Origin of the sequence: Pelagicoccus sp. SDUM812002, from assembly GCF_031127835.1 — a bacterium.
In the GTDB taxonomy this organism is placed as follows: domain Bacteria; phylum Verrucomicrobiota; class Verrucomicrobiia; order Opitutales; family Opitutaceae; genus Pelagicoccus.
The window spans coordinates 88,550-107,163 of the sequence record NZ_JARXHX010000011.1 but is presented as its reverse complement, the minus strand read 5'-3'; the positions used below and the strand labels follow the sequence as shown (position 1 = coordinate 107,163).

At 52.7% G+C, this 18,614-nt stretch carries 15 protein-coding genes; 13 read left to right on the top strand and 2 right to left on the bottom strand.

From position 1 onward, the window contains the following. The 11 genes from QEH53_RS15935 to QEH53_RS15885 all read left to right on the top strand — a co-directional run bounded on the left by QEH53_RS15935 (nt 1) and on the right by QEH53_RS15885 (nt 13,553). On the top strand, nt 1-1,104 hold the full coding sequence (locus QEH53_RS15935) for a complex I subunit 1 family protein (RefSeq protein WP_309024212.1): 1,104 nt from the start codon (nt 1-3) through the stop codon (nt 1,102-1,104). A gap of 12 nt (nt 1,105-1,116) precedes the next feature. After that, complete coding sequence (locus tag QEH53_RS15930) at nt 1,117-1,731, top strand: NADH-quinone oxidoreductase subunit I (protein ID WP_309024211.1); 615 nt, start codon at nt 1,117-1,119, stop codon at nt 1,729-1,731. Next, nucleotides 1,728-2,231: an NADH-quinone oxidoreductase subunit J gene (locus QEH53_RS15925; RefSeq protein WP_309024210.1), complete on the top strand. Its 504-nt coding sequence runs from the start codon at nt 1,728-1,730 to the stop codon at nt 2,229-2,231. The genes QEH53_RS15930 and QEH53_RS15925 overlap by 4 nt, the downstream gene beginning before the upstream one ends. Before the next feature lie 49 nt (nt 2,232-2,280). Continuing rightward, on the top strand, nt 2,281-2,586 hold the full coding sequence (gene nuoK / locus QEH53_RS15920; RefSeq protein WP_309024209.1) for an NADH-quinone oxidoreductase subunit NuoK: 306 nt from the start codon (nt 2,281-2,283) through the stop codon (nt 2,584-2,586). 7 nt (nt 2,587-2,593) lie between these two features. After that, nucleotides 2,594-4,465 (top strand): NADH-quinone oxidoreductase subunit L, encoded by a 1,872-nt coding sequence (locus QEH53_RS15915; RefSeq protein ID WP_309024208.1) that lies wholly within the window; start codon nt 2,594-2,596, stop codon nt 4,463-4,465. 34 nt (nt 4,466-4,499) lie between these two features. Then, complete coding sequence (locus tag QEH53_RS15910) at nt 4,500-6,026, top strand: NADH-quinone oxidoreductase subunit M (RefSeq protein WP_309024207.1); 1,527 nt, start codon at nt 4,500-4,502, stop codon at nt 6,024-6,026. Between the two features lie 18 nt (nt 6,027-6,044). Continuing rightward, entirely contained in the window at nt 6,045-7,577 is a 1,533-nt protein-coding gene (locus QEH53_RS15905) for an NADH-quinone oxidoreductase subunit N (protein WP_309024206.1), read from the top strand. A 148-nt stretch (nt 7,578-7,725) separates the two neighbouring features. Continuing rightward, nucleotides 7,726-9,072 (top strand): FAD-dependent thymidylate synthase, encoded by a 1,347-nt coding sequence (locus tag QEH53_RS15900; RefSeq protein ID WP_309024205.1) that lies wholly within the window; start codon nt 7,726-7,728, stop codon nt 9,070-9,072. Continuing rightward, on the top strand, nt 9,072-9,491 hold the full coding sequence (locus QEH53_RS15895) for a hypothetical protein (protein WP_309024204.1): 420 nt from the start codon (nt 9,072-9,074) through the stop codon (nt 9,489-9,491). The genes QEH53_RS15900 and QEH53_RS15895 overlap by 1 nt, the downstream gene beginning before the upstream one ends. Before the next feature lie 94 nt (nt 9,492-9,585). After that, nucleotides 9,586-11,577: a DUF3857 domain-containing protein gene (locus QEH53_RS15890; RefSeq protein WP_309024203.1), complete on the top strand. Its 1,992-nt coding sequence runs from the start codon at nt 9,586-9,588 to the stop codon at nt 11,575-11,577. Continuing rightward, on the top strand, nt 11,574-13,553 hold the full coding sequence (locus QEH53_RS15885; protein WP_309024202.1) for a DUF3857 domain-containing protein: 1,980 nt from the start codon (nt 11,574-11,576) through the stop codon (nt 13,551-13,553). The genes QEH53_RS15890 and QEH53_RS15885 overlap by 4 nt, the downstream gene beginning before the upstream one ends. Here QEH53_RS15885 and QEH53_RS15880 read toward each other — a convergent pair. Both QEH53_RS15880 and QEH53_RS15875 read right to left on the bottom strand, forming a co-directional pair. Continuing rightward, nucleotides 13,550-13,831: a hypothetical protein gene (locus QEH53_RS15880; RefSeq protein WP_309024201.1), complete on the bottom strand. Its 282-nt coding sequence runs from the start codon at nt 13,829-13,831 to the stop codon at nt 13,550-13,552. The two genes, QEH53_RS15885 and QEH53_RS15880, sit on opposite strands and share 4 nt — an antisense overlap. Nucleotides 13,832-13,930: 99 nt before the next feature. Then, nucleotides 13,931-15,568 carry a ComEC/Rec2 family competence protein gene (locus tag QEH53_RS15875; protein WP_309024200.1) on the bottom strand — a complete coding sequence of 546 codons (1,638 nt, stop codon included), beginning with the start codon at nt 15,566-15,568 and terminating at the stop codon, nt 13,931-13,933. Between the two features lie 199 nt (nt 15,569-15,767). Here QEH53_RS15875 and coaE point away from each other — a divergent pair, with 199 nt between their 5' ends. Next, nucleotides 15,768-16,343 carry a dephospho-CoA kinase gene (coaE, locus tag QEH53_RS15870; RefSeq protein ID WP_309024199.1) on the top strand — a complete coding sequence of 192 codons (576 nt, stop codon included), beginning with the start codon at nt 15,768-15,770 and terminating at the stop codon, nt 16,341-16,343. A gap of 91 nt (nt 16,344-16,434) precedes the next feature. Next, nucleotides 16,435-18,519 (top strand): transcription termination factor Rho, encoded by a 2,085-nt coding sequence (gene rho, locus QEH53_RS24210; protein ID WP_345785732.1) that lies wholly within the window; start codon nt 16,435-16,437, stop codon nt 18,517-18,519. Nucleotides 18,520-18,614: the final 95 nt, after the last annotated feature.

Below are 18,614 nucleotides of genomic sequence, written 5' to 3'. Positions count from 1 at the left end.
ATGGAACTCACTGATATAGCAATCAAGTCGATCTACGCGATTGTCGTAGTGAGCGTGCTGATGGGCTTTTGCTCCTATGCCGTTCTCGCCGAGCGCAAGATTTCCAGCTGGATTCAAGGTCGTGTCGGTCCAAACCGTACGACCCTTCCGTTCATAGGATCGATCCCGTACGTCGGCCGCTTCCTAACGCGACTCGGCGTCTTCCAGCCAGCGGCGGACGGATTAAAGTTTCTCTTCAAGGAGGACATTACTCCCGACCACGTCAACAAGGTCTACTTCATCCTCGCTCCTATCCTTTCGCTGGTTCCTGCGTTGACGACTGTAGTGGTGGTTCCTTTCGGATACTTCGAAAACTCCGCAGGGGAGGTTGTGAACTTGGTCCTGGCTGATCTCAACGTAGCGATCCTTTTCCTTTTCGCCGTCTCCTCGCTGGGCGTCTATGGTGTGGTGCTCGCTGGATGGGCTTCTAATTCCAAGTATCCATTTCTTGGAGGCATTCGCGCTTCCGCTCAGATGATCTCTTACGAGCTCGCCATGGGGATTTCGGTGCTGCCGGTTTTCATGTGGCTCAATGCTCCTGGAACCGACGGAACGCTAAGTCTGGTAGATGTCGTGAATGCCCAAGGGGGCGCGCTTTGGAATGCGATGTGGATGCCAGTTTCGTTCCTGATTTTCGTCGTTTGTATTTTTGCCGAAACGAACCGTTTGCCGTTCGATATGGCTGAGTCGGAAACCGAGCTCGTTAGCGGTTTCCACACCGAGTACAGCTCCTTCAAGTTCGGTCTCTTCTTCGTGGGCGAGTACGCTCACATGCTCGTGGGCTCGGCAGTTGTCGCGATTCTCTTCCTCGGCGGATGGCATCCATTGCCCTTTATGACGTGGGCGGATTTCGGCGTCCACGGCTGGCTAGCCGGAGTGCTTTCTGTTGGCACCATGATCGGCAAGCTCTGTGGCTTTATGTTCTTCTTTATGTGGATCCGTTGGACGCTTCCACGTTTCCGCTACGACCAAGTGATGCGCATCGGCTGGCAAATGCTCCTGCCGCTTTCGATCGCCAACCTGATCGTGTACACCTTTGTAATCTACTTTTTGGAGAGACCTTAACCCACACGCGCCATGCCGATCGTAGTTAAGAGAAAACCACTGACCTTTTTAGAAAAGCTCTACATCCCTGAGATCGTTCGTGGTCTCACAGTTACTTTCCGTCGTATGTTTTTCGGCGAAACCGTAACCTTGGAGTATCCGGAACAGCGCCCGCCGATTCCTGCGGGTTATCGTGGAGTACCGACGCTTGTTCGGGATCCGGAAGGACGCGAAAAGTGCGTATCCTGCCAGCTTTGCGAGTTCGTTTGTCCACCGAAAGCGATCCGCATCACTCCAGGCGAGATCCCTGAAGATAGCGATTACTCTCATGTCGAGAAGGCGCCCAAGGAATTCGATATCGATATGCTCCGCTGCATCTACTGCGGCATGTGCCAAGAGGTTTGCCCGGAAGAGGCGATCTGGTTGCAGAACCAGTATTCGATGTCTGGTTACACGCGTGCAGAGATGGTGAATAACAAGGCCAAACTTTACGAACTTGGCGGCACTCTCCCCGACGAACACTTCAAGTGGAACAAGAAAAAGGAAGCGGCCGCGAATGGTGGCGACCATGGCCATGGACCTGCCATGCCGCCAGCTGACATGCCTCGTAGCGAGAACCCCGAAGTCCCTCCTGTTTATCCAAAATGACTGACCTGTTTTTCTACCTTTTCGCGACCTTTACTCTCGGTTGCGCTTTTGGCGTCGTTTTCAGCCGCAATCCCGTCAACGCGGCGATGTTCCTGATCATGACCTTTCTAGGGATGGCCTCGCTCTTCGTGTTGCTCGAAGCCTACTTCCTCGCGGTGATCCAGATCCTGGTCTATGCGGGGGCCGTCGTGGTGCTCTTCCTCTTTATTATCATGCTCCTCGATGTGAAGGAAGAGAACACGCATCGCGTGACGCCGCTCACATGGGTTGCGAGTTTGATCGGTTTTGCCCTGCTTATTCTCGGTGTGGTGGCCATCACTTCCAGCGACAATATAAAGGCGGTTGGCGACACGCTTCCGGAAGCTGCCGGCGCCTCTCTCAAGAACTTTGGCTATGAGCTCTTCACGACTTACCAGCTGCCTATGCAGGTGACTGGCTTCCTCCTCTTGATTGCGATGATAGGCGTCATTGTTCTCAGTAAGCGAATGAAGACCGACTAAGCCTCTCGAACCCTCCTTATAAGACGAACTTTTCTCTCTTTCTCAATCGATGACCGTCGGACTTGAACAATACATAGCGGTAAGCGCCGCGCTCTTCGCCATCGGTTTCTTTGGCGTCTTGCGACGCAAGAACACGCTTGTCATCTACATGTGCCTCGAGCTTATGCTCAACGCCTGCAACCTCGGCCTGATCGCTTTCTCTCGCTACCATGGGGGTATGAGTGGTTCGGTTTTTGTGTTTTTCACCATCACGGTGGCAGCAGCAGAAGTTGCGGTGGGCCTTGCGATCATCGTGGCCCTTTTCCGCAAGCGCCAGACTGTGCAGGTGCCAGCCCTCAACGCCCTGAAGAACTAGCTTACTGATGAATCCTGAACTATTCGCATACGCTCTTCTCGCGTTCCCATTGATCTCTGCGGCAGCGATCGCTTTTGGCATGCGTCGCAATGGAGCATTGGCCTCTGGCGTATCCGTCACTGCCGCCACTCTCATCCTCGCCACTGCAGGGCATATCATCTTCCGTCTAGACAATTTCGAGTTCACCACAAACTGGATACAGCTCGGCCCTCTTTCCTTGGACTTCGGATTCCTCATCGACGACCTCGCTAAGCTCATGCTCTTCGTGGTGGCATTCGTGGGTTTTCTCGTTCATGTATTCAGTCTTGGATACATGAAGGAAGATCCGAACAAGGCTCGTTTCTTTGGCGGACTTTCCATTTTCATGTTTTCCATGCTTGGCCTCGTGATGGCTAACAGCTTGGTGACGCTCTTTATCTTCTGGGAGCTCGTCGGTTTCAGCTCTTACATGCTGATTGGCTTCTATCTCGACAAGCCCAGCGCGGCGGCCGCTTCGAAGAAGGCATTCATCGCGAACCGCGTGGGTGATTTCGGTTTCCTCATCGGTATTGCCATGACGATCGGTATCTTTGGAACGGTCAGCCTCACTGAAATGCGCGAGGCGGTGGTTTCTGGTGAAGTGGTTGTAGGCACTGCGGCCCTCGGGTTGCTTCTTTTCTGCGGTACCGTTGGCAAGTCCGGCCAGATCCCGCTTCACGTGTGGCTCCCTGATGCAATGGAGGGGCCGACTCCGGTTTCAGCTTTGATCCATGCTGCGACAATGGTGGCAGCGGGTGTATTCCTTCTCTGCCGTACTGGTTTCCTCATGACAGAGGATGCGTTGAACGTAATCATGTGGGTAGGGGTAGCGACCGCGATTTACGCGGGGCTGACCGCTATCGCCCAACGCGACATCAAGAAGATTCTCGCCTACTCCACGGTATCCCAGCTTGGTTATATGGTAGCAGCTTTCGGTCTCGGAAGTTTGGTAGCCCTCAAGGAAAGTCCGGCTGACGCGGCTAGCGCGGTAATCACGGGCGGCGTTGCGGCAGCGATGTTTCACCTGACGACCCACGCTTTCTTCAAGGCACTGCTTTTCCTCGGTTCCGGTTCGATCATTCACGCCTGCCACCACGAGCAAGACATCTTCAAGATGGGTGGCTTAGCCAAGAAAATGAAAGTGACTTTTTTCTGCTTCACTCTCGGTTTGGCGGCATTGGTGGGAACTCCCTACCTCTCTGGCTATTTCTCGAAGGACGCGATTCTGGCGCTAGCAGTCGAGCAGAATATGGCCGTTTTTTACCTGTTGGTATTTGGAGCGTTCTTAACAACGTTCTATATGGTCCGCCTTTGGAAGATCGTTTTTCTCGGCGAAGCCAATTCAGACAGCGCCAAGCACGCCCACGAAAACGGGTTGGTAATGACGGTGCCTCTAATATTTCTAGCTGCGTTGGCAGTGCTGGGTGGTTACGCTGGGATTTATCCTGAAGCGATGTCGCCTCTCATAAACCTCGGTGACGAGATTGCTCACGGCGAGCATCATGGAACGGTCATGATGCATGGCATCGGCGCATGGTTGATTGGACTTGTTTTGGCTTGGGTGATCTACGGTGCCGGCTCCAGGGAAGATCGTTTTGGTGGCCCGGTTTACGCGGTACTTCAAAAGAAGTTCTTCTTCGACGAGGCCTACGATTTCTACATTGCCAAGATCCAGCAGCGAGTGGCTTTGACTATCCATTTTTTCGAGCAAATCGCTTTGTCCGGCTTGATCATTCGCGGAGCGGCTGGGGTTGCTGGTTTGGTCGGTATCGGTCTCAAGAGCCTGCATGTCGGTAGCCTTCACCAATACGTTTACTGGTTCATCGCCGGCCTCGCAATCTTCTGGTTTATCGCGGGCTAAGCATGTGCGGTAAAATTGAATACGATTTTCTAAAATGAACGACTCCGTTTCACTTCTACATTTTGCCATTGCGGTTCCGCTGATTGCGGCTTTCGCCACGCTTTGGGCAGGCAAGCTTGGCCGTCCTGCGGTGCAGATCGTTTCTGTAACCGGATTTGCGATACCGACCATCCTCGCGATTTTCGCTTGGGTTTCCTACAGCCCGGACGTTGCCGGCGGCTACGATTTTGTAACTCGGCATAACACGGGTCTCGAATCGGTCGGTATCAGCTTGCACCTTGGGCTCAACGGTGTGGCACTGCCTCTTTTCGTAATGGCCGCAGTGGTAGGCTTGGCAGCTGGTCTTTATGGGGCACAGTCCAAAGCGGAAAACCTCTCTCGTTACTTGTTCTGCTTGCTGGTCATGCAGGGCGGCCTGATGGGCGTATTCGCTTCTATTGACGTTTTCTTTTTCTACTTCTTCCACGAATTGGCCCTCATCCCGACCTTTGTAATGGTGGGAGTCTGGGGTGGTCGTGACCGCGGCTACGCCGCCATGAAGATGACCATCTACCTGACGCTCGGAGCAATGCTCTCGCTCGCTGGTTTGATCGCTCTCTATGTGAAGAGCGGTGCAGAATCCTTTGACCTGATCACGCTGAAGGAACACCTATCAGCAGCGCCTTTGAGTGAAACGGTCTCGAATTACGCGTTCGGACTTTTGCTATTCGGCTTCGGTATTCTGGTATCGCTCTGGCCACTACACACTTGGGCACCGCTCGGTTACGGAGCCGCTCCGAGTTCTGCAGCCATGTTGCACGCGGGAGTGCTGAAAAAGTTTGGACTCTATGGCCTGATCCAAATCGCGGTGCCTCTAATCCCGGGTGGAGTAGGGCAGTGGGAGAATTGGATCATTTGGCTGGCTCTTGGAAACGTGGTGATTGTTGGTCTGGTGACGATGGCACAGCGCGACTTGAAGCAAATGCTTGGTTACAGTTCGGTTATGCACATGGGCTACGCTTTCCTCGGCATCGCAGCCATGTCGGTGATCGGTGTTGCGGGGGCAGTGATCATGATGGTGGCACACGGTTTAACGGTAGCGTTGCTCTTCATGCTCTCGACGATGATTCACCATCGCACCCAGACTTTCGAGATGGAAGAGATGGGCGGGCTCTCCAAGAAAGCTCCAGTGCTCAGTGCATTCTTCGTTTGCGGCATGATGGCCAGTATCGCTCTTCCCGGTCCGGGACTTGCCAACTTCTGGGGCGAGTTTGGAATCTTCGTCAGTCTTTGGCAGTTCAAGCCTTGGGTGCTTTGTGTAGCGGCGACTGGTATTATCATCTCGGCGGTTTATGCTCTGCGTGCGATCGCTCGCGTTTTCTTTGGTACGGAGTCTGAGGATTTCCTAGAAGTGCAAAAGGAACACGCTGTCACTGATATGACTTGGGCCGAGCGCGTCCCGGCATTGATTCTGATCATCCTGCTTTTCTTCATCGGCTTCTTTCCGAAGACCATTTCTTCCTCACTCAACGATGCGCTTGAGAGCGAACCCGTCTACGCGACGAGCGAAGCCAACAAGTAATTATTATTTGGATATACGATGCCAACTGATACTTTGAATTCCCTCGGCGAAATCGCTGCTACCAATACCTGGGGCGCGATCTACCCAGAAATGATCCTCGGCTGCTTAGCTCTCCTTTTGCTGGCTCTCGAGGTGATCCTCCCGAAGTTCGCACACGGTGCAATCCCACGCATTGCGATTCTCGGGCAGGTCCTGTTGCTTGGCTACATCGTGATCTTCGATGTATCAGGAGGATCCAGTCGAGTGGCCTTCGGTGGCATGGTCGAGCTCAGCGCAACGACTCAAGCTCTACGGATCTTCTTTCTGCTCGCCTCAATATTCGTCAGCTATTTGGCGATGGTGAGTTTCGAAAATAAGTCGCTAGCTCGCATCGAGTACTTCGCGATCACATTGGTGGTAACCGGTGCACTCTCCATCATGGCGATGTCGAACCACTTCGTCATGCTTTTCGTGGCCCTCGAAACGGCAACTGTCGGTTTCTACGTGCTGGTTAGTTACTTCCGCCAAAATCCGCTCTCGCTCGAAGCGGGCCTCAAGTACCTGATCATGGGAGCCTTGAGTTCGGCTATATTGCTTTTCGGCATCGTGCTTCTCTACGGTGCAGCCAGCAATCCAGCGCTCGCAGGCAGCAGCCTCGACTCGATGAATTTCCAAAACCTGCGGGTCTTCCTCGAGGCGAACCCAACGGATACGTTGGCGATCATTGGTATGTTGCTCGTGATCTCAGGCGTAGCCTTCAAGATCGGGGCGTTCCCGTTCCAAATCTGGATCCCTGACGTTTACCAAGGCGCGCCGGTACCGACCACTGCATTTCTAGCGGTGTCTTCCAAAGCGGCTGGCTTTGCGGTTCTTTTGACACTGGTAAAGACCTTTGCGCCGCTCTCCAATGTTCTCATTCCCGTGCTTTCTGGGATCGCAGCGCTTACCATTCTTTTTGGTAACTTTGCCGCTCTTACGCAGCGTAACCTCAAGAGAGTTATCGGCCTTTCGGGCGTCTCGCATGCTGGGTTCTTGCTGATTGGCGTCATTGCCGCCCAATCTGTTCCGGAGGCGACCAATTGGGTGCTTTTCTATCTTTTCGCTTACTTACTCGGATCGATGGCAGTATTCGCGGTATTCGCTCACTTGCCAAAAGCGTGGGACTCCGACCTCGATCTCGACGATCTCGGCGACTTGGCAAAGCGAAACGGCTTTCTGGGAATCGCTTTGGCGATCGGTATCGGTTCATTGGCGGGAATTCCTCCGCTGGCTGGATTCATCGGAAAATTCCTCATCTTCGTGGCCGCATTTAAGGCTGAGCTATTCACCTTGCTCGGCGTGGGTATCGTTGGGGTGGTGGTATCGATCTACTACTATTTTGGCGTGATCAAAGCCGCCTTTTTCGAGGTTTGGCGTTTCACCGATGAGAATGAGGAAAGCGGAACTCCCTCGGCTCTTCCTGGTGCGACCCTTACGGCCCTCGGCAAGTTGACCATCGTGGTTGCGATCGCTGGCTCGGTGGTGCTTGGTTTCTTCCAAGGACCGCTCGGCTCCTGGCTATCAGGTCAGTAGAAGCTGTTTTAATGCGTTGCAGATCAAGAGCTAAGCTCGCCAACTAACCGGCGAGCTTTTTTTGCGATTAAGTTTGAGATGGCGAGGGTTCCACATTGATTCTCTTTATCAGCCTTATACTCCCTCCCTATTCACGCACCCTTTTTGAATGAAAGTAACTGGTCTAGCGATCGTACCCCCTGAAACTGCGGCTGACGAAGCCCAGGTCACTCCTGAGCTCCTTGCTTCCGTGTTGGCCCGCTACTCACGTAGTAATGAAGGAATCGATACGATCATGTCGAAAGTCGACCTCCAGAATGCGGACAAATCGATAGACCGGATCCTGAAGTTCGTCGACTACGGTCACGCTTCGATTGGTGGTTTGACGGGTGGCATCGCGGTGGCGATCGACGACGTTTCGATGTGGCTCGCCTACAAACTGTTTGAGGTGTCGCAGATGTCCGATGGGCAGGAATCCAGCACGCGCTACATCGCAATGGATCCTCAGAATATCCCGACCCCCGATGAGATCGGGATGCCGGTGGACCTCGCCGAGGAATGGCTAGCCATCATTAGCGAGGGATTCGATTGCTACAACAAGGAGTACGCCCGTCTCGACAATGTCGCTGAGGCAGACTCTAGCGTGGTAAGAGCACCCGAGGGTACACCAGAAAAGGTGCTTTCTCGCATGCGCAAGAATTTCGCCCTGGACCGAGCTCGCTATTTCATTCCGCTAGCGACCAAGACTAACCTGGCCCTTGTCATGTCCGCACGCATGTGGGCCCAGACGATCAAGCATGTCGCCTCGCTACCGCAAAAGGAAGCTCAAGTAGTGGCAGAGCTGATACGTTCAGAAGTGGCGAAGTTTGCTCCTCGCCTCGTTAAACACAGCAAGGTGGAGAAGTCTTTCCAGAAGCAAGCGCTTGAAGAGCATAATCGAAGCTTGGACCTCATGAAGACGCGTCTTTCGATTGAAAATCTTGAAGATGAGGTTTGGGTTGATGTCGCCAATAGCATGCCTCCGTTTCTCGCTGAGAAGCAATCGATCGGAAACGCCCTCAAGTACCGAGCGAATCGATACGGCTATTGCGGCACCGCGATACGGCGCATGCGTGTCTCTTTTGCATGGAACAACATGGCTATTGCTGAGCTGCGCGACTTGAATCGCCATCGCACGGGCCATCGCTACACCCCCTGTATCCAAGCTGGATTCTATCTTGCTCCGGAGACGGACCGTGAGGAATTTCGTCCGTTCTTGGAACGACAGAAGGCGTTTCTTGAAAAACTGATGGATCGAGGTGAGGCGACCTATGTTTATGGCTTGATGCTTGGCAGCCAGACTCCGTTTGAACACTCGACGCATGCGGACAAGTTTATCTACGAAGCGGAATTGCGCACTGGATTGGGTGCTCACTACCGCTACGCGGAGCACCTGAGCAAGGTGCTCGCTGAATTCTACAAGCAGGTACCCGACGCCCGCGAATGGGTGGTCGAGGGAACGGCGGAGCCTGAGTGATGGGTAGTTTTCGAAACCTATTTGTTTTCCTCGCAGTCGTAGGGCTCATCGCTCTCGCGACGGAGTCGGAGGCCGCCAAGAAGAAGGAGCCGGAGAAATTGGTACCCGTTAAAATCATTAAGCCGAGCGAGACGAAGTTCAAACAGGCCAAGATCATTCAGAAAAAGGAGGCGAAGCCGAAGCGATTCCTTTGGTTCAAGAAGAAGGAGCCGAAGGTAACTCAACCCCAGATGGCCCGCATCGTACAGGAGCCGATGGCGACGCAAATCGAGCAGACGACAGCCGAGAAAGCGAAGCTGATAGAGACTCCCAAGAAAACGGTTAAGGTGAAGGAAGCGGAGGCTGCAGCAAAAAGTGAGTTGCCGGACGCGACTGTCCCTAAAGGGGAAAATGCCTCCGCTCAAGTCGCGGAGGATTAAGTGCTCTACCTCTTTAACCCGGAAAAATTATAAGTTTATCCGAATCGGAAACAGGCTTGATAGGGTATGGGAACTTATGTAAGTACTTTTCAGTATGACCCTCCCTTCTATCCCCGTAGCAGGCGTCGCCGCCTGCATCATTTTCCTCTCGATATCCTCGCTCTCGGCTCAGCGATCTGAACTTGCCAAAGGAGGGTGGGACGAGATTCCGGAAGAGGAATTGACGGCGACAGCTCCGAAGATCGATCCCAACGCTCACAGTGAGTTCACCTACCGCAGTGTCAAAGTAGATGACCGCGAGGACTATTACTCGAGCCACTCCTTCCACAACCGTGTCAAGTTGTACGACGAGGCTGCGGTAAAGGATTGGGACAAGGTCGACATTGAGTATTTCGAGGGTTTCCGCGTTACAAAGATCAAAGCCCGCGTCATCTATCCGGATTTGACGGTGGCAGAGCTTTCCTCGCGAGATATTGTCAGGCGTAAGATTTTCAAGAATGACTCCTTCAGTGGCTACGCTAAGTCCTTTTCCTTTCCGGGGCTGAAGCCTGGATGCATTATAGAGTACTCGTGGAAGACGGGGATCGATGCGTGGTTTAAAGGCGTGACGCTCGATCTGCTGAGTGACTACCCGACATGGCGCTACGATGTAGTGATAAAACCATACAAGGGTTTAGCGGCGAGTGTGAGAAGCTACAATGGAGGCGCGAAATGGGAAAAAGTGACGGGTGGTTTCCAAACTTTTGCAGAGAACCTCCCCGCTAAATCTGATGTACCTTATGTAGGGCCGTATCGAGATTTCGAACCCTTCGTTCTGGTCGAGTATTCGTCAGAAATTGAAGCTCTCGAACAAGAGAAGTATTGGAACTATCGAGCGGGTCGACTCGACGACGTAAACGACGAACTGATCAAACCCAAATCAGGACAGGTCAAGAAGCTCGCGTCGGAGCTGTTTGCGGGTGTAGGATTAAATGAGGAGAAAGTGAAGATCGCGTACGATTATTGTACCACGGAGATCCTCAATATTAGCGAGCCCAACACTGTCTACACCGAGGAAGAGATCGAGGAGTTGAGCAAGAACAAGAATCCTTCTCAGACGTTGAAAAATGGATACGGAACTGCTTTTGACATTAACTCGCTTTTCGCTTCATTGCTCGCATCGGGAGGGTTTCAAGTCTCATTGGCGGAGGTTGAAGATAGATCGGTTTGCACTTATCACAAAGGTAAGCTGGGCGGTTTTAATCTATCGGATTGGGCGGTTGCCGTCCTCGTGAACAACGAATATCAATACTTCGATCCCGGTAGCAGCTTCTTGCCACTGGGCGTTTTGAACGCGCAGAATACTGGTGCGAAAGCGATTTTGATCAAAGGGAAGTTCTACGAGGACGTGATGACGCCAGAAGTTGGGCCGGAATTCTCGACCGTAAGCAGGATCGCAGATGTTCGAATCGATGAATACGGTGACTTGGAAGGATCCATCGCGATCAAGTTCGATGGCTATGAAGGAGTTGCGATGAAGCGGGCCTTTTCTGGTCAGACGGATGACGAACGAGAAGAATTTGTATTGGAGAAACACTGGCAATCCCGAATGCCGCGAACAGAGATCGACGATTTCAGCGTGAAATACGCGGACTCAAGAGAGAATGGCTTAATTGTTCGTTTTAATGTCAAGATTCCTGGATACGCTGATCTAGCAGGTGAACGAATGATCTTGAATCCATCTGTCTTTCAGCAAGGAGCCTCCACTGTTTTTCCTGACGAGACGCGCGAAGTTCCCATAGGCTTTCCTTTTCGTCCGCTTGTTATGGATAAAGTGACCATCAAGGTACCTTCCGAATTTCATTACGAGGCGAGTTCGGGAACAACCGCTGAGTTCGACGGTGCGCTGATAACCCGCAAGTCACTAGTGACAATTAGCGATGCGGCCGAACTGGTTTACCAACGGCTTTACACTCTTAAGGGAACACTTATCAACACCGAGTTCTACGGTCGCGTAAAGGCTGAGTTCGATGCACTGAACGAGGCAGATCATCGCCCCCTGACTTTTGTGATGAATAGTGAACTTCTGACGAGCAGCGCCGAATGAGATTTTTCAATATTATCGTGGCTTTGTCCGTGGTTTTAGCGGCTCAATGCGCTGCTAAGTCAAATTATCCTGGTTGGCTGGCTGATAGCATCGACCAACCGCAATTGATAGAGAAATACTCTGAGGACCACGATGCCTTCGCATTGCGTGATGAATCAGAAGTTGAATACAGGGGGCGCGGACAGGTTGTAGAGAAGGTTCGCAGGGCCTTTCACGTCTATGATCGCGATGGTCGGGAATACGCTTCTATCGGAATCCCTCTCTCCTCTGGGGCGAAGCTTAAGAGTTTCGACGGGTGGATTATTTATGCATCTGGAAAGATTGAGCGCTTAAAGAAATCGGACCTCGTGGAAATTGCAGTGGATCGTGCCATGCTTAAAAGTGATTCTGTTCTACTGCAACTCGATCGATCGGAGTCTATGCGCGAAGGGACTGTATTTGCTTATGAATACGAGGTCAGTCGGTCTCAGGTTTTTTTGCAGAGTGGCTGGTGTTTTCATCTGCAAATACCGGTAGGGCTGTCCCGCTTTTCAGCCACTTTGCCGAGTGGATGGAAAATGCAGTCTCATCTATTTGGAGCAGATTTCGCTACGTCTCGCACGCAGGGGGATACTTATATTTGGGAAGCCCGCGATCTGGATGCGGTGGAAGTCGAAGAATTTCAACCGTTTCGCTCCCTGATTACTGGAAACCTCGTGTATTCGATTTATCCTGACGAGAAAGAAATATCTCGGTTTCCTTACGTCGTTTTCAAGGACTGGAGCGCCGTGGCTCAACATATGGATAAGGTCCAGTCGGATAGAATAGAGGCGGGTAACGATTTGCGAATGAAAGCAGAGGAATTGGCTGAGGGGAAGAGCTCTCGTTGGGATATTGTATCGGAAATCTGCACTTATGCTCAATCGGTCAATTACTTAGCTGTGGCCATCGATCTTAATAAAGGAGGCGGCTACAGACCGGAGGATGCGAACAAAACGTTCGAGACTCACCACGGCGATTGCAAGGACATGACGGCTCTTGCCCGAGCGATGCTGAAGGCAGTGGGGATCGAGTCCTATTCAGTGGCCGCCCAGATCGGAGAGGACTCTTGGGTGCACGATGAGTGGGCATCGCCTCATGCTTTTAATCACTGTATTTTGGCGGTGCCAGTTGGCGAGAACGCCCCGGAGCTTTCAGGAATCGTGCCTCATCCTGTTCATGGGAAGCTCCTCGTTTTCGATCCGACTACCAAGAACGCAGCGCCGGGGATTCTGCCTTATTACCTAGAAGGACGGAAGGTCCTCGTTTGTAGTCCGCAGGATGCCGGTCTGTTGATGTTGCCGAACTATGGACCTGACGTAAATCGTGTGGTGCGGCACGTCGATGCGAAGATCGACGAGCTCGGAGATCTCAGCGGAACGTTGAAGGAGAGCAATTTTGGAGCGAACGCTCAAATCCTGCGCGGGCTCTACCGAAATATGAAGCGAGATGACTTCGAAGCTCTGATTCGCGGTTGGGTGGCGCGTGGCACACGCGAAGCGAAAATAGAAGAAATCGAATGCGAGGACTCGTTCGAGGAGAATCGCTTCGACCTAAAAGTCACATTCGTTGCCCAACGTTACGCTCGCTTCATGAACAAGGGTGAAATGTTGCTCTTCAGCCCGGTTTTTCTCAGTCGGATCCAATGGGTCCCTCCAGTGGAGGAGGAACGTAAGACTCCCTACACGATCGCCGCCAGACATTTGGAGGAAACGCTGTCTATCGAGTTGCCTAGCGGGTACCTTCTGGATTCCTTCAAAAAGCCTCCGCTCTTAGACACTGAATTCGGTTCGTTTTCCTTAGACTTGGAAATCGAAAGCGAAAAGGTGGAAGTGAGCCGACAAAACTCGCTGCGTTACACTGAAGTGCCGGTATCAGGCTACGGACAGGTGGTCGATTTCTACGAGCAAGTGGCTCGCTCTGAGTCGTCGAAAGTCGTTTTTCGGAGAGATGGCTAAGCCTGAGCTCGGATCTCGTCTTTCTTGGCCTCGCGTTCTTCTTCTAGTCGAGCCCGCTCGCTCGCTATTTGTTTGCGGAGGTCCTGGGCCTCGGGACGGTTTCCGCTTGCCTCGGCTGCAACGAGCTTCGGCTTGAGGAAGATCTCGCGTTCCGCGATTTTCGCTTGGTACTTCTCGTCGATTTCGGCGAGCTTCGCCTTCTGCTCCTCGGTTACGACTTTTCTGTCCCCGTCGCTGGCGGCGAGGCGTTCCATTGCGAGTTCGTAGGCAGATTTCATAGGGATTGAGGAAGTACGCGATCTAGAATAAGGGTCAATTGAAATGCTAGATCAGCCCCGCGGCTGGTTCCTGTTTAAGGTTTCGGCCATTCTTTAGGCTCAGACTCTCAGGAGAGCGTAGATCCAAAGGGTACAGCTCGTTAAGGTGGCGAGCTGCCAAAAGCGTTTTCGAATGATGTCGGATTGCGAGTATGAGACGGTTATTGCTGCGAGAGAGCTTAGGATGGCGGCGGCTGCCCAGTAGGCGCTCACGGGCTTGGTTTCTATGCTGGAAAAGGGGAGGGTACTAGTTAGCTCGAGGAAACCGTGAATGAGTTTGATCAACAGCAAGGCTGCGTTATTGAAGAGTTCGCTGATCGGAATCCATTCGATTACCGGTGAGAATAAAAGCGAAAGGAATCCAGCTACGATCGCGAGGGAGGCGATGGGTAGGGCGATCAAGTTGATAAGGATACCGTAGCTGGGGAGAATCTGAAAATAGTAGATGCCTAGTAGCGCGGAAATGAGAAAAGCTGCAGTGCTAACTCCAGCTGCGTTAAGTATCCAATTCTTGAATATGGATATGCCCTTCTGGAGGTTGTTTTGAAGAGGGTGCGGAATGTTCGGGAAAATGGGAACGAGTTCATTAAGCGTTTTGCCTAAGGGAAGCCCGAATAATAGGATGGCGCTTACGGTGAAGTAGGACATCTGGAATCCGGCTTGGAAGAGTTGGCCAGGAAGCAAAGTCAGGTAAACAAGAGCGGAGAGCGCGAGAGCGTTGACGGGCGAGGCTTGCTTGTATCCGAAGCTGGTGAGGTAGAAGCAAGCTACCATGAGTAGCGCTCGCCATGAAGAGGCCGATCCGCCGGTTATGAATACGAAACATGCGATCGAGGCGAGGGCTGCCATGGCTCGATAGCATCGTTTGAATCGAAGAAGCGAAAGTAGTTGGTGAATGCATACAGCGATGACGCCGATGTGAAGTCCGCTAATTGCGAAAAGGTGCATGGTCCCGTTGGCTAGGAAAAGTTGTTTTTGGTCTGGTGTGAGCTCGCTTTTTTGTCCCAGCATCACCCCTTTGTACGCGCCTGTGAAAGGACCGTGTGGGCGCTTGTTCTGTGAAAGGACATGCGAGAATCGCTCCTTTGTGCGGTTCGCGAGCTGCGAGAGTCCACGTGCCTCGCCTGTTTTCTCAAGGAGGTATCCTTGTTTGTAAGCGTGTGAGATTCCTAGGTTTCGCAGGTAGGCATCGAAGCGATCACCTTCGGAATAAGATGGAATAGTGCGAACCACGCCTGATGCGGAAAAGCGTTCTCCTTCGAGCGGATAGTGTTCGAGAGCGGCACTTTCGAGGAAGAAAAAGATCTTCAGCCCTGTAAGTTCTTTTTGCTGTAGCGGAGCCTTCGCTACGCGGGCCAAGCCAAGGGTTGTGGTTGGGTCGGTCGCGTTGAAAAGAGTTTCAACTTGGAGTTCCAGTTGAGCTTCCCGCGCGATGGGCGCAATTTGGCTCCCTGGATCAAGGTGGAGGTTTTGGAAGCGGGCGGCTCCGAGAAGCACCATCGAAATGATCGCCAGGCAGTGCCATCGGACCCCTGCGGAGCCGGCGCTACGGTAGGCGAAAACGATCCCGACTGCGGAAAGGAGGATAAGGATCCAAGGTTCGGGAAGAGTGATGAATCGGGCTATGCCGATCCCGAGAGCGTAGGGTAACAGTATCCAAAGCAGCGGTACGCGTCGCGGCTTTGTGGCTGGGGGCATTCTAGATGAGTTGGTTTATAAAAAGAGCGATTGAAATTCGGCCGAGGGACCGATTCGGGGTAAAGATTGAAGAGTTAGAGGACAGTGCATTGTCGAGAATGGGAGATGTATCGAGAAAGCCAAGCTTCGGTTGTTGGAGAAGTGTGGTTCAGATTTCGATGTTGTGTGACAGACTTCTTGGTTTATGGGACTTGAAGGGATGAAAATTGGGCTAACAGGCGGAATTGGATGCGGGAAGTCGACGGTCTCGAAGTTTTTTAGTGGGCGCGGCTTTTCGACCATCGATGCGGATGCAATCGTCCATGAACTGTTAGCAGAGGACGAGGAGGCAATTGCCGCTGTGGTAGGCGTGTTTGGAGAGTCTGTTCGGTTAGAGTCCGGCGGCGTTGATCGGACAGAGGTGGGGCAGCGTGTTTTCGGCGATTCGGAGCTATTAGGGAAATTAGAGGCGATTTTGCACCCGCGAGTCCGCTCGGTTTGGGAGAAGGCTGCGGAATCCGGCGGAAATTGGCTGATTGAGATCCCGCTTCTATTCGAAAAAAACCTACAGAAAAACGTTGATCTTACGATTTGCGTGTTCTCTGATCCGCAGACGCAGGTCGAGCGACTTGAGAAGAGAGGAATGAATCGAACTCAAGCCCTGGCCCGCATGAAGCGACAGATGCCGGTGTCCGAAAAAGCGGAACTTTCGGACTGCGTTTTACTCAATGAGGGTAGCCTCGAATTCCTCACCGAGCAGGTGGACCATCTGATCTCGAAAATCAAAAACCTCTAAACCCAATAGCGTGTAACTTTATGAACGTCAGGCTGACGTGGCCGACGTTCCGGGACTAATTGACTCCCTTTCCACTCTAGAATCATTCGATATGTCTAGTGACTCAGACTCAAGCAACGATGGCGGCTTGCCGCTCGACTACGGTTTCGACGACCTGCCTCGCAAGGCAGCCAAGAAAGCTACGAAGAAGGTAGCCAAGAAGGCGGCAAAAAAAGCTACGAAGAAGGTAGCTAAAAAAGCAGCCAAGAAAGTGGCGAAAAAGGTCTCCAAAGAGTCCTCCTCGGATGCTCCAGCTCCAGCTTCAGCTCCAGCTCAGAGCTTCGATGCTCCGGCTCCGAAGGAGGTCGCTTCCAAGCCGGCTCCAACGAGAGGTGATGACAACGAATTTCGGCCTGCCGATTTCAAGGGACGTGGCTCTCATTCCGAAGATAAGCAAACGGTAGAAGTCGTATCGGATCCTGCCGACGCCCCAGCACCTCGTAAAAAGGTGGTGGAAGATCCGCGCAAATCCGAAGGACAAGCCCCTAACCCCGACAAGGATTCCTTTTCTGGCAAGTCGGAGGATCAATCTGGTGGCGACCAGCGTTCCGAGCATGGTGATCGCCAGCAACGGAATGATCGTAACCAAAGGAACGACCGAAACCAAAAAGGCGGCAAGTTCAACAAGAACAAGAATAAGAAAGGTGGCCCGCACGTTGGCGGCAGCGGCCCCCATGGTGGCGGAAACAATCAACAGGGTGGCAAGGGTCCGAAGGGCAATCGCAACCAGAAAGGTGGCAAGCAACAAGGAGGCTGGCGTCAGCCGCCCCCACCTTCGGAGCGAGACCATATCGAAGGGGATCTTCCTGCTTCCTCTCGTTTTCCCAATAGGGAAGCGTGTGAGGCTATCTTAGCCGAGCTCGATGGAACGGAAATGATCGATTTGACCTCGCTCTACGAATTGAAGGTAGAGCCAATGGGTGCGGAAGTTCGAACTCTTGGCGCTGAACTAGAGCCCAAGAGTAGCCGCAAGCAAGCGATCGAGGCTCTCTACAAGTTTGCCCGCGAAGGGAAACGCGTACTCAAGGATAATGGCTATTTGGATACAAGCGACGATGGGCATGGCTATATCGTTCACCAAGTCAGCAACTACCAACTTAAGCCTGAGAGCGTATACGTTCCTGCGTCTTTGATTCGTGAATACGGATTGCAGCGCGGTCACGCAGTAGAGGTTCTGGCTGTCGCTCCGGAAGAGGGCGAGCGCTGTCCCGCTGCCTTGAAGATCGTGTCGGCGATGGGCGAGGATCCGGTCGAATTGGCCAAGATTACTCCCTTCGAGGACCTCATCCCATATTATCCGACTGAACGCCTCGTTTTGGAAACGCCAGACCCTGGCAATAGCAAGAAGGACGTATCCATGCGTGCCTTCGACCTGCTGACGCCGATAGGATTTGGCCAACGCGGATTGATTGTGGCTCCGCCTCGCACCGGTAAGACGATCTTACTGCAAGGGCTGGCGAATTCCATTCAGGAGAACTGGCCGAAAGCGCACTTGATCGTATTGCTCATTGATGAGCGCCCGGAAGAAGTGACCGACTTTAAGCGTCGTGTGAAGGGCGAGGTGATCAGCTCAACCTTCGACGAAACGCCGACCAGCCACGTGCATTGCGCCGAGATGGTCTGCGAAAAGGCCCGTAGAATGGTGGAGAAAGGGAAGGACGTTATTATCCTGCTCGACTCGATCACCCGTCTCGCTCGCGCCTACAACGCTCTGGCCAGCAATAGCGGTAAAATCATGTCCGGTGGTATCGAGGCGACCGCCATGCAGAAGCCGAAGCGTTTCTTTGGATCGGCTCGTAATATCGAAGACGGTGGTACGCTTACCATCATGGGTACCGCTTTGGTGGATACGGGAAGTAAAATGGACGAAGTCATTTTTGAGGAATTCAAGGGGACGGGTAACATGGAAATCCACCTCGACCGCGAGCTCATCAACAAACGCGTATTCCCAGCTATCAACTTCGAACGCAGCGGGACGCGTAAGGAAGAGCTTCTCTACCACCCTCAGGAAATGGAGAAGGTCTACGGCCTTCGCCGCGTGATGCAGGGAGTTCCTGGAGTCGAAGCGATGGAGATGTTGATCAAGCGCTTGAAGGTGACCAAGAACAACATCGAGTTCTTGATGTCGCTGAAGTAGTTACGCTTCAGCTGTTTTGGATTTTAGGGCGAGGCGGTGTCGTTGCTGCCTCGCTTTCCCGTTCTCGCATCGTCCGGCAAAACGATCGCGGGCTA

What these genes read in the sequence shown, in the direction of transcription:
- QEH53_RS15935 (WP_309024212.1), top strand. Translation starts at nt 1, where the DNA reads ATGGAACTCACTGATATAGCAATCAAGTCGATCTACGCGATTGTCGTA.
- QEH53_RS15930 (WP_309024211.1), top strand. Translation starts at nt 1,117, where the DNA reads ATGCCGATCGTAGTTAAGAGAAAACCACTGACCTTTTTAGAAAAGCTC.
- QEH53_RS15925 (WP_309024210.1), top strand. Translation starts at nt 1,728, where the DNA reads ATGACTGACCTGTTTTTCTACCTTTTCGCGACCTTTACTCTCGGTTGC.
- nuoK (WP_309024209.1), top strand. Translation starts at nt 2,281, where the DNA reads ATGACCGTCGGACTTGAACAATACATAGCGGTAAGCGCCGCGCTCTTC.
- QEH53_RS15915 (WP_309024208.1), top strand. Translation starts at nt 2,594, where the DNA reads ATGAATCCTGAACTATTCGCATACGCTCTTCTCGCGTTCCCATTGATC.
- QEH53_RS15910 (WP_309024207.1), top strand. Translation starts at nt 4,500, where the DNA reads ATGAACGACTCCGTTTCACTTCTACATTTTGCCATTGCGGTTCCGCTG.
- QEH53_RS15905 (WP_309024206.1), top strand. Translation starts at nt 6,045, where the DNA reads ATGCCAACTGATACTTTGAATTCCCTCGGCGAAATCGCTGCTACCAAT.
- QEH53_RS15900 (WP_309024205.1), top strand. Translation starts at nt 7,726, where the DNA reads ATGAAAGTAACTGGTCTAGCGATCGTACCCCCTGAAACTGCGGCTGAC.
- QEH53_RS15895 (WP_309024204.1), top strand. Translation starts at nt 9,072, where the DNA reads ATGGGTAGTTTTCGAAACCTATTTGTTTTCCTCGCAGTCGTAGGGCTC.
- QEH53_RS15890 (WP_309024203.1), top strand. Translation starts at nt 9,586, where the DNA reads ATGACCCTCCCTTCTATCCCCGTAGCAGGCGTCGCCGCCTGCATCATT.
- QEH53_RS15885 (WP_309024202.1), top strand. Translation starts at nt 11,574, where the DNA reads ATGAGATTTTTCAATATTATCGTGGCTTTGTCCGTGGTTTTAGCGGCT.
- QEH53_RS15880 (WP_309024201.1), bottom strand. Translation starts at nt 13,831, where the DNA reads ATGAAATCTGCCTACGAACTCGCAATGGAACGCCTCGCCGCCAGCGAC.
- QEH53_RS15875 (WP_309024200.1), bottom strand. Translation starts at nt 15,568, where the DNA reads ATGCCCCCAGCCACAAAGCCGCGACGCGTACCGCTGCTTTGGATACTG.
- coaE (WP_309024199.1), top strand. Translation starts at nt 15,768, where the DNA reads ATGAAAATTGGGCTAACAGGCGGAATTGGATGCGGGAAGTCGACGGTC.
- rho (WP_345785732.1), top strand. Translation starts at nt 16,435, where the DNA reads ATGTCTAGTGACTCAGACTCAAGCAACGATGGCGGCTTGCCGCTCGAC.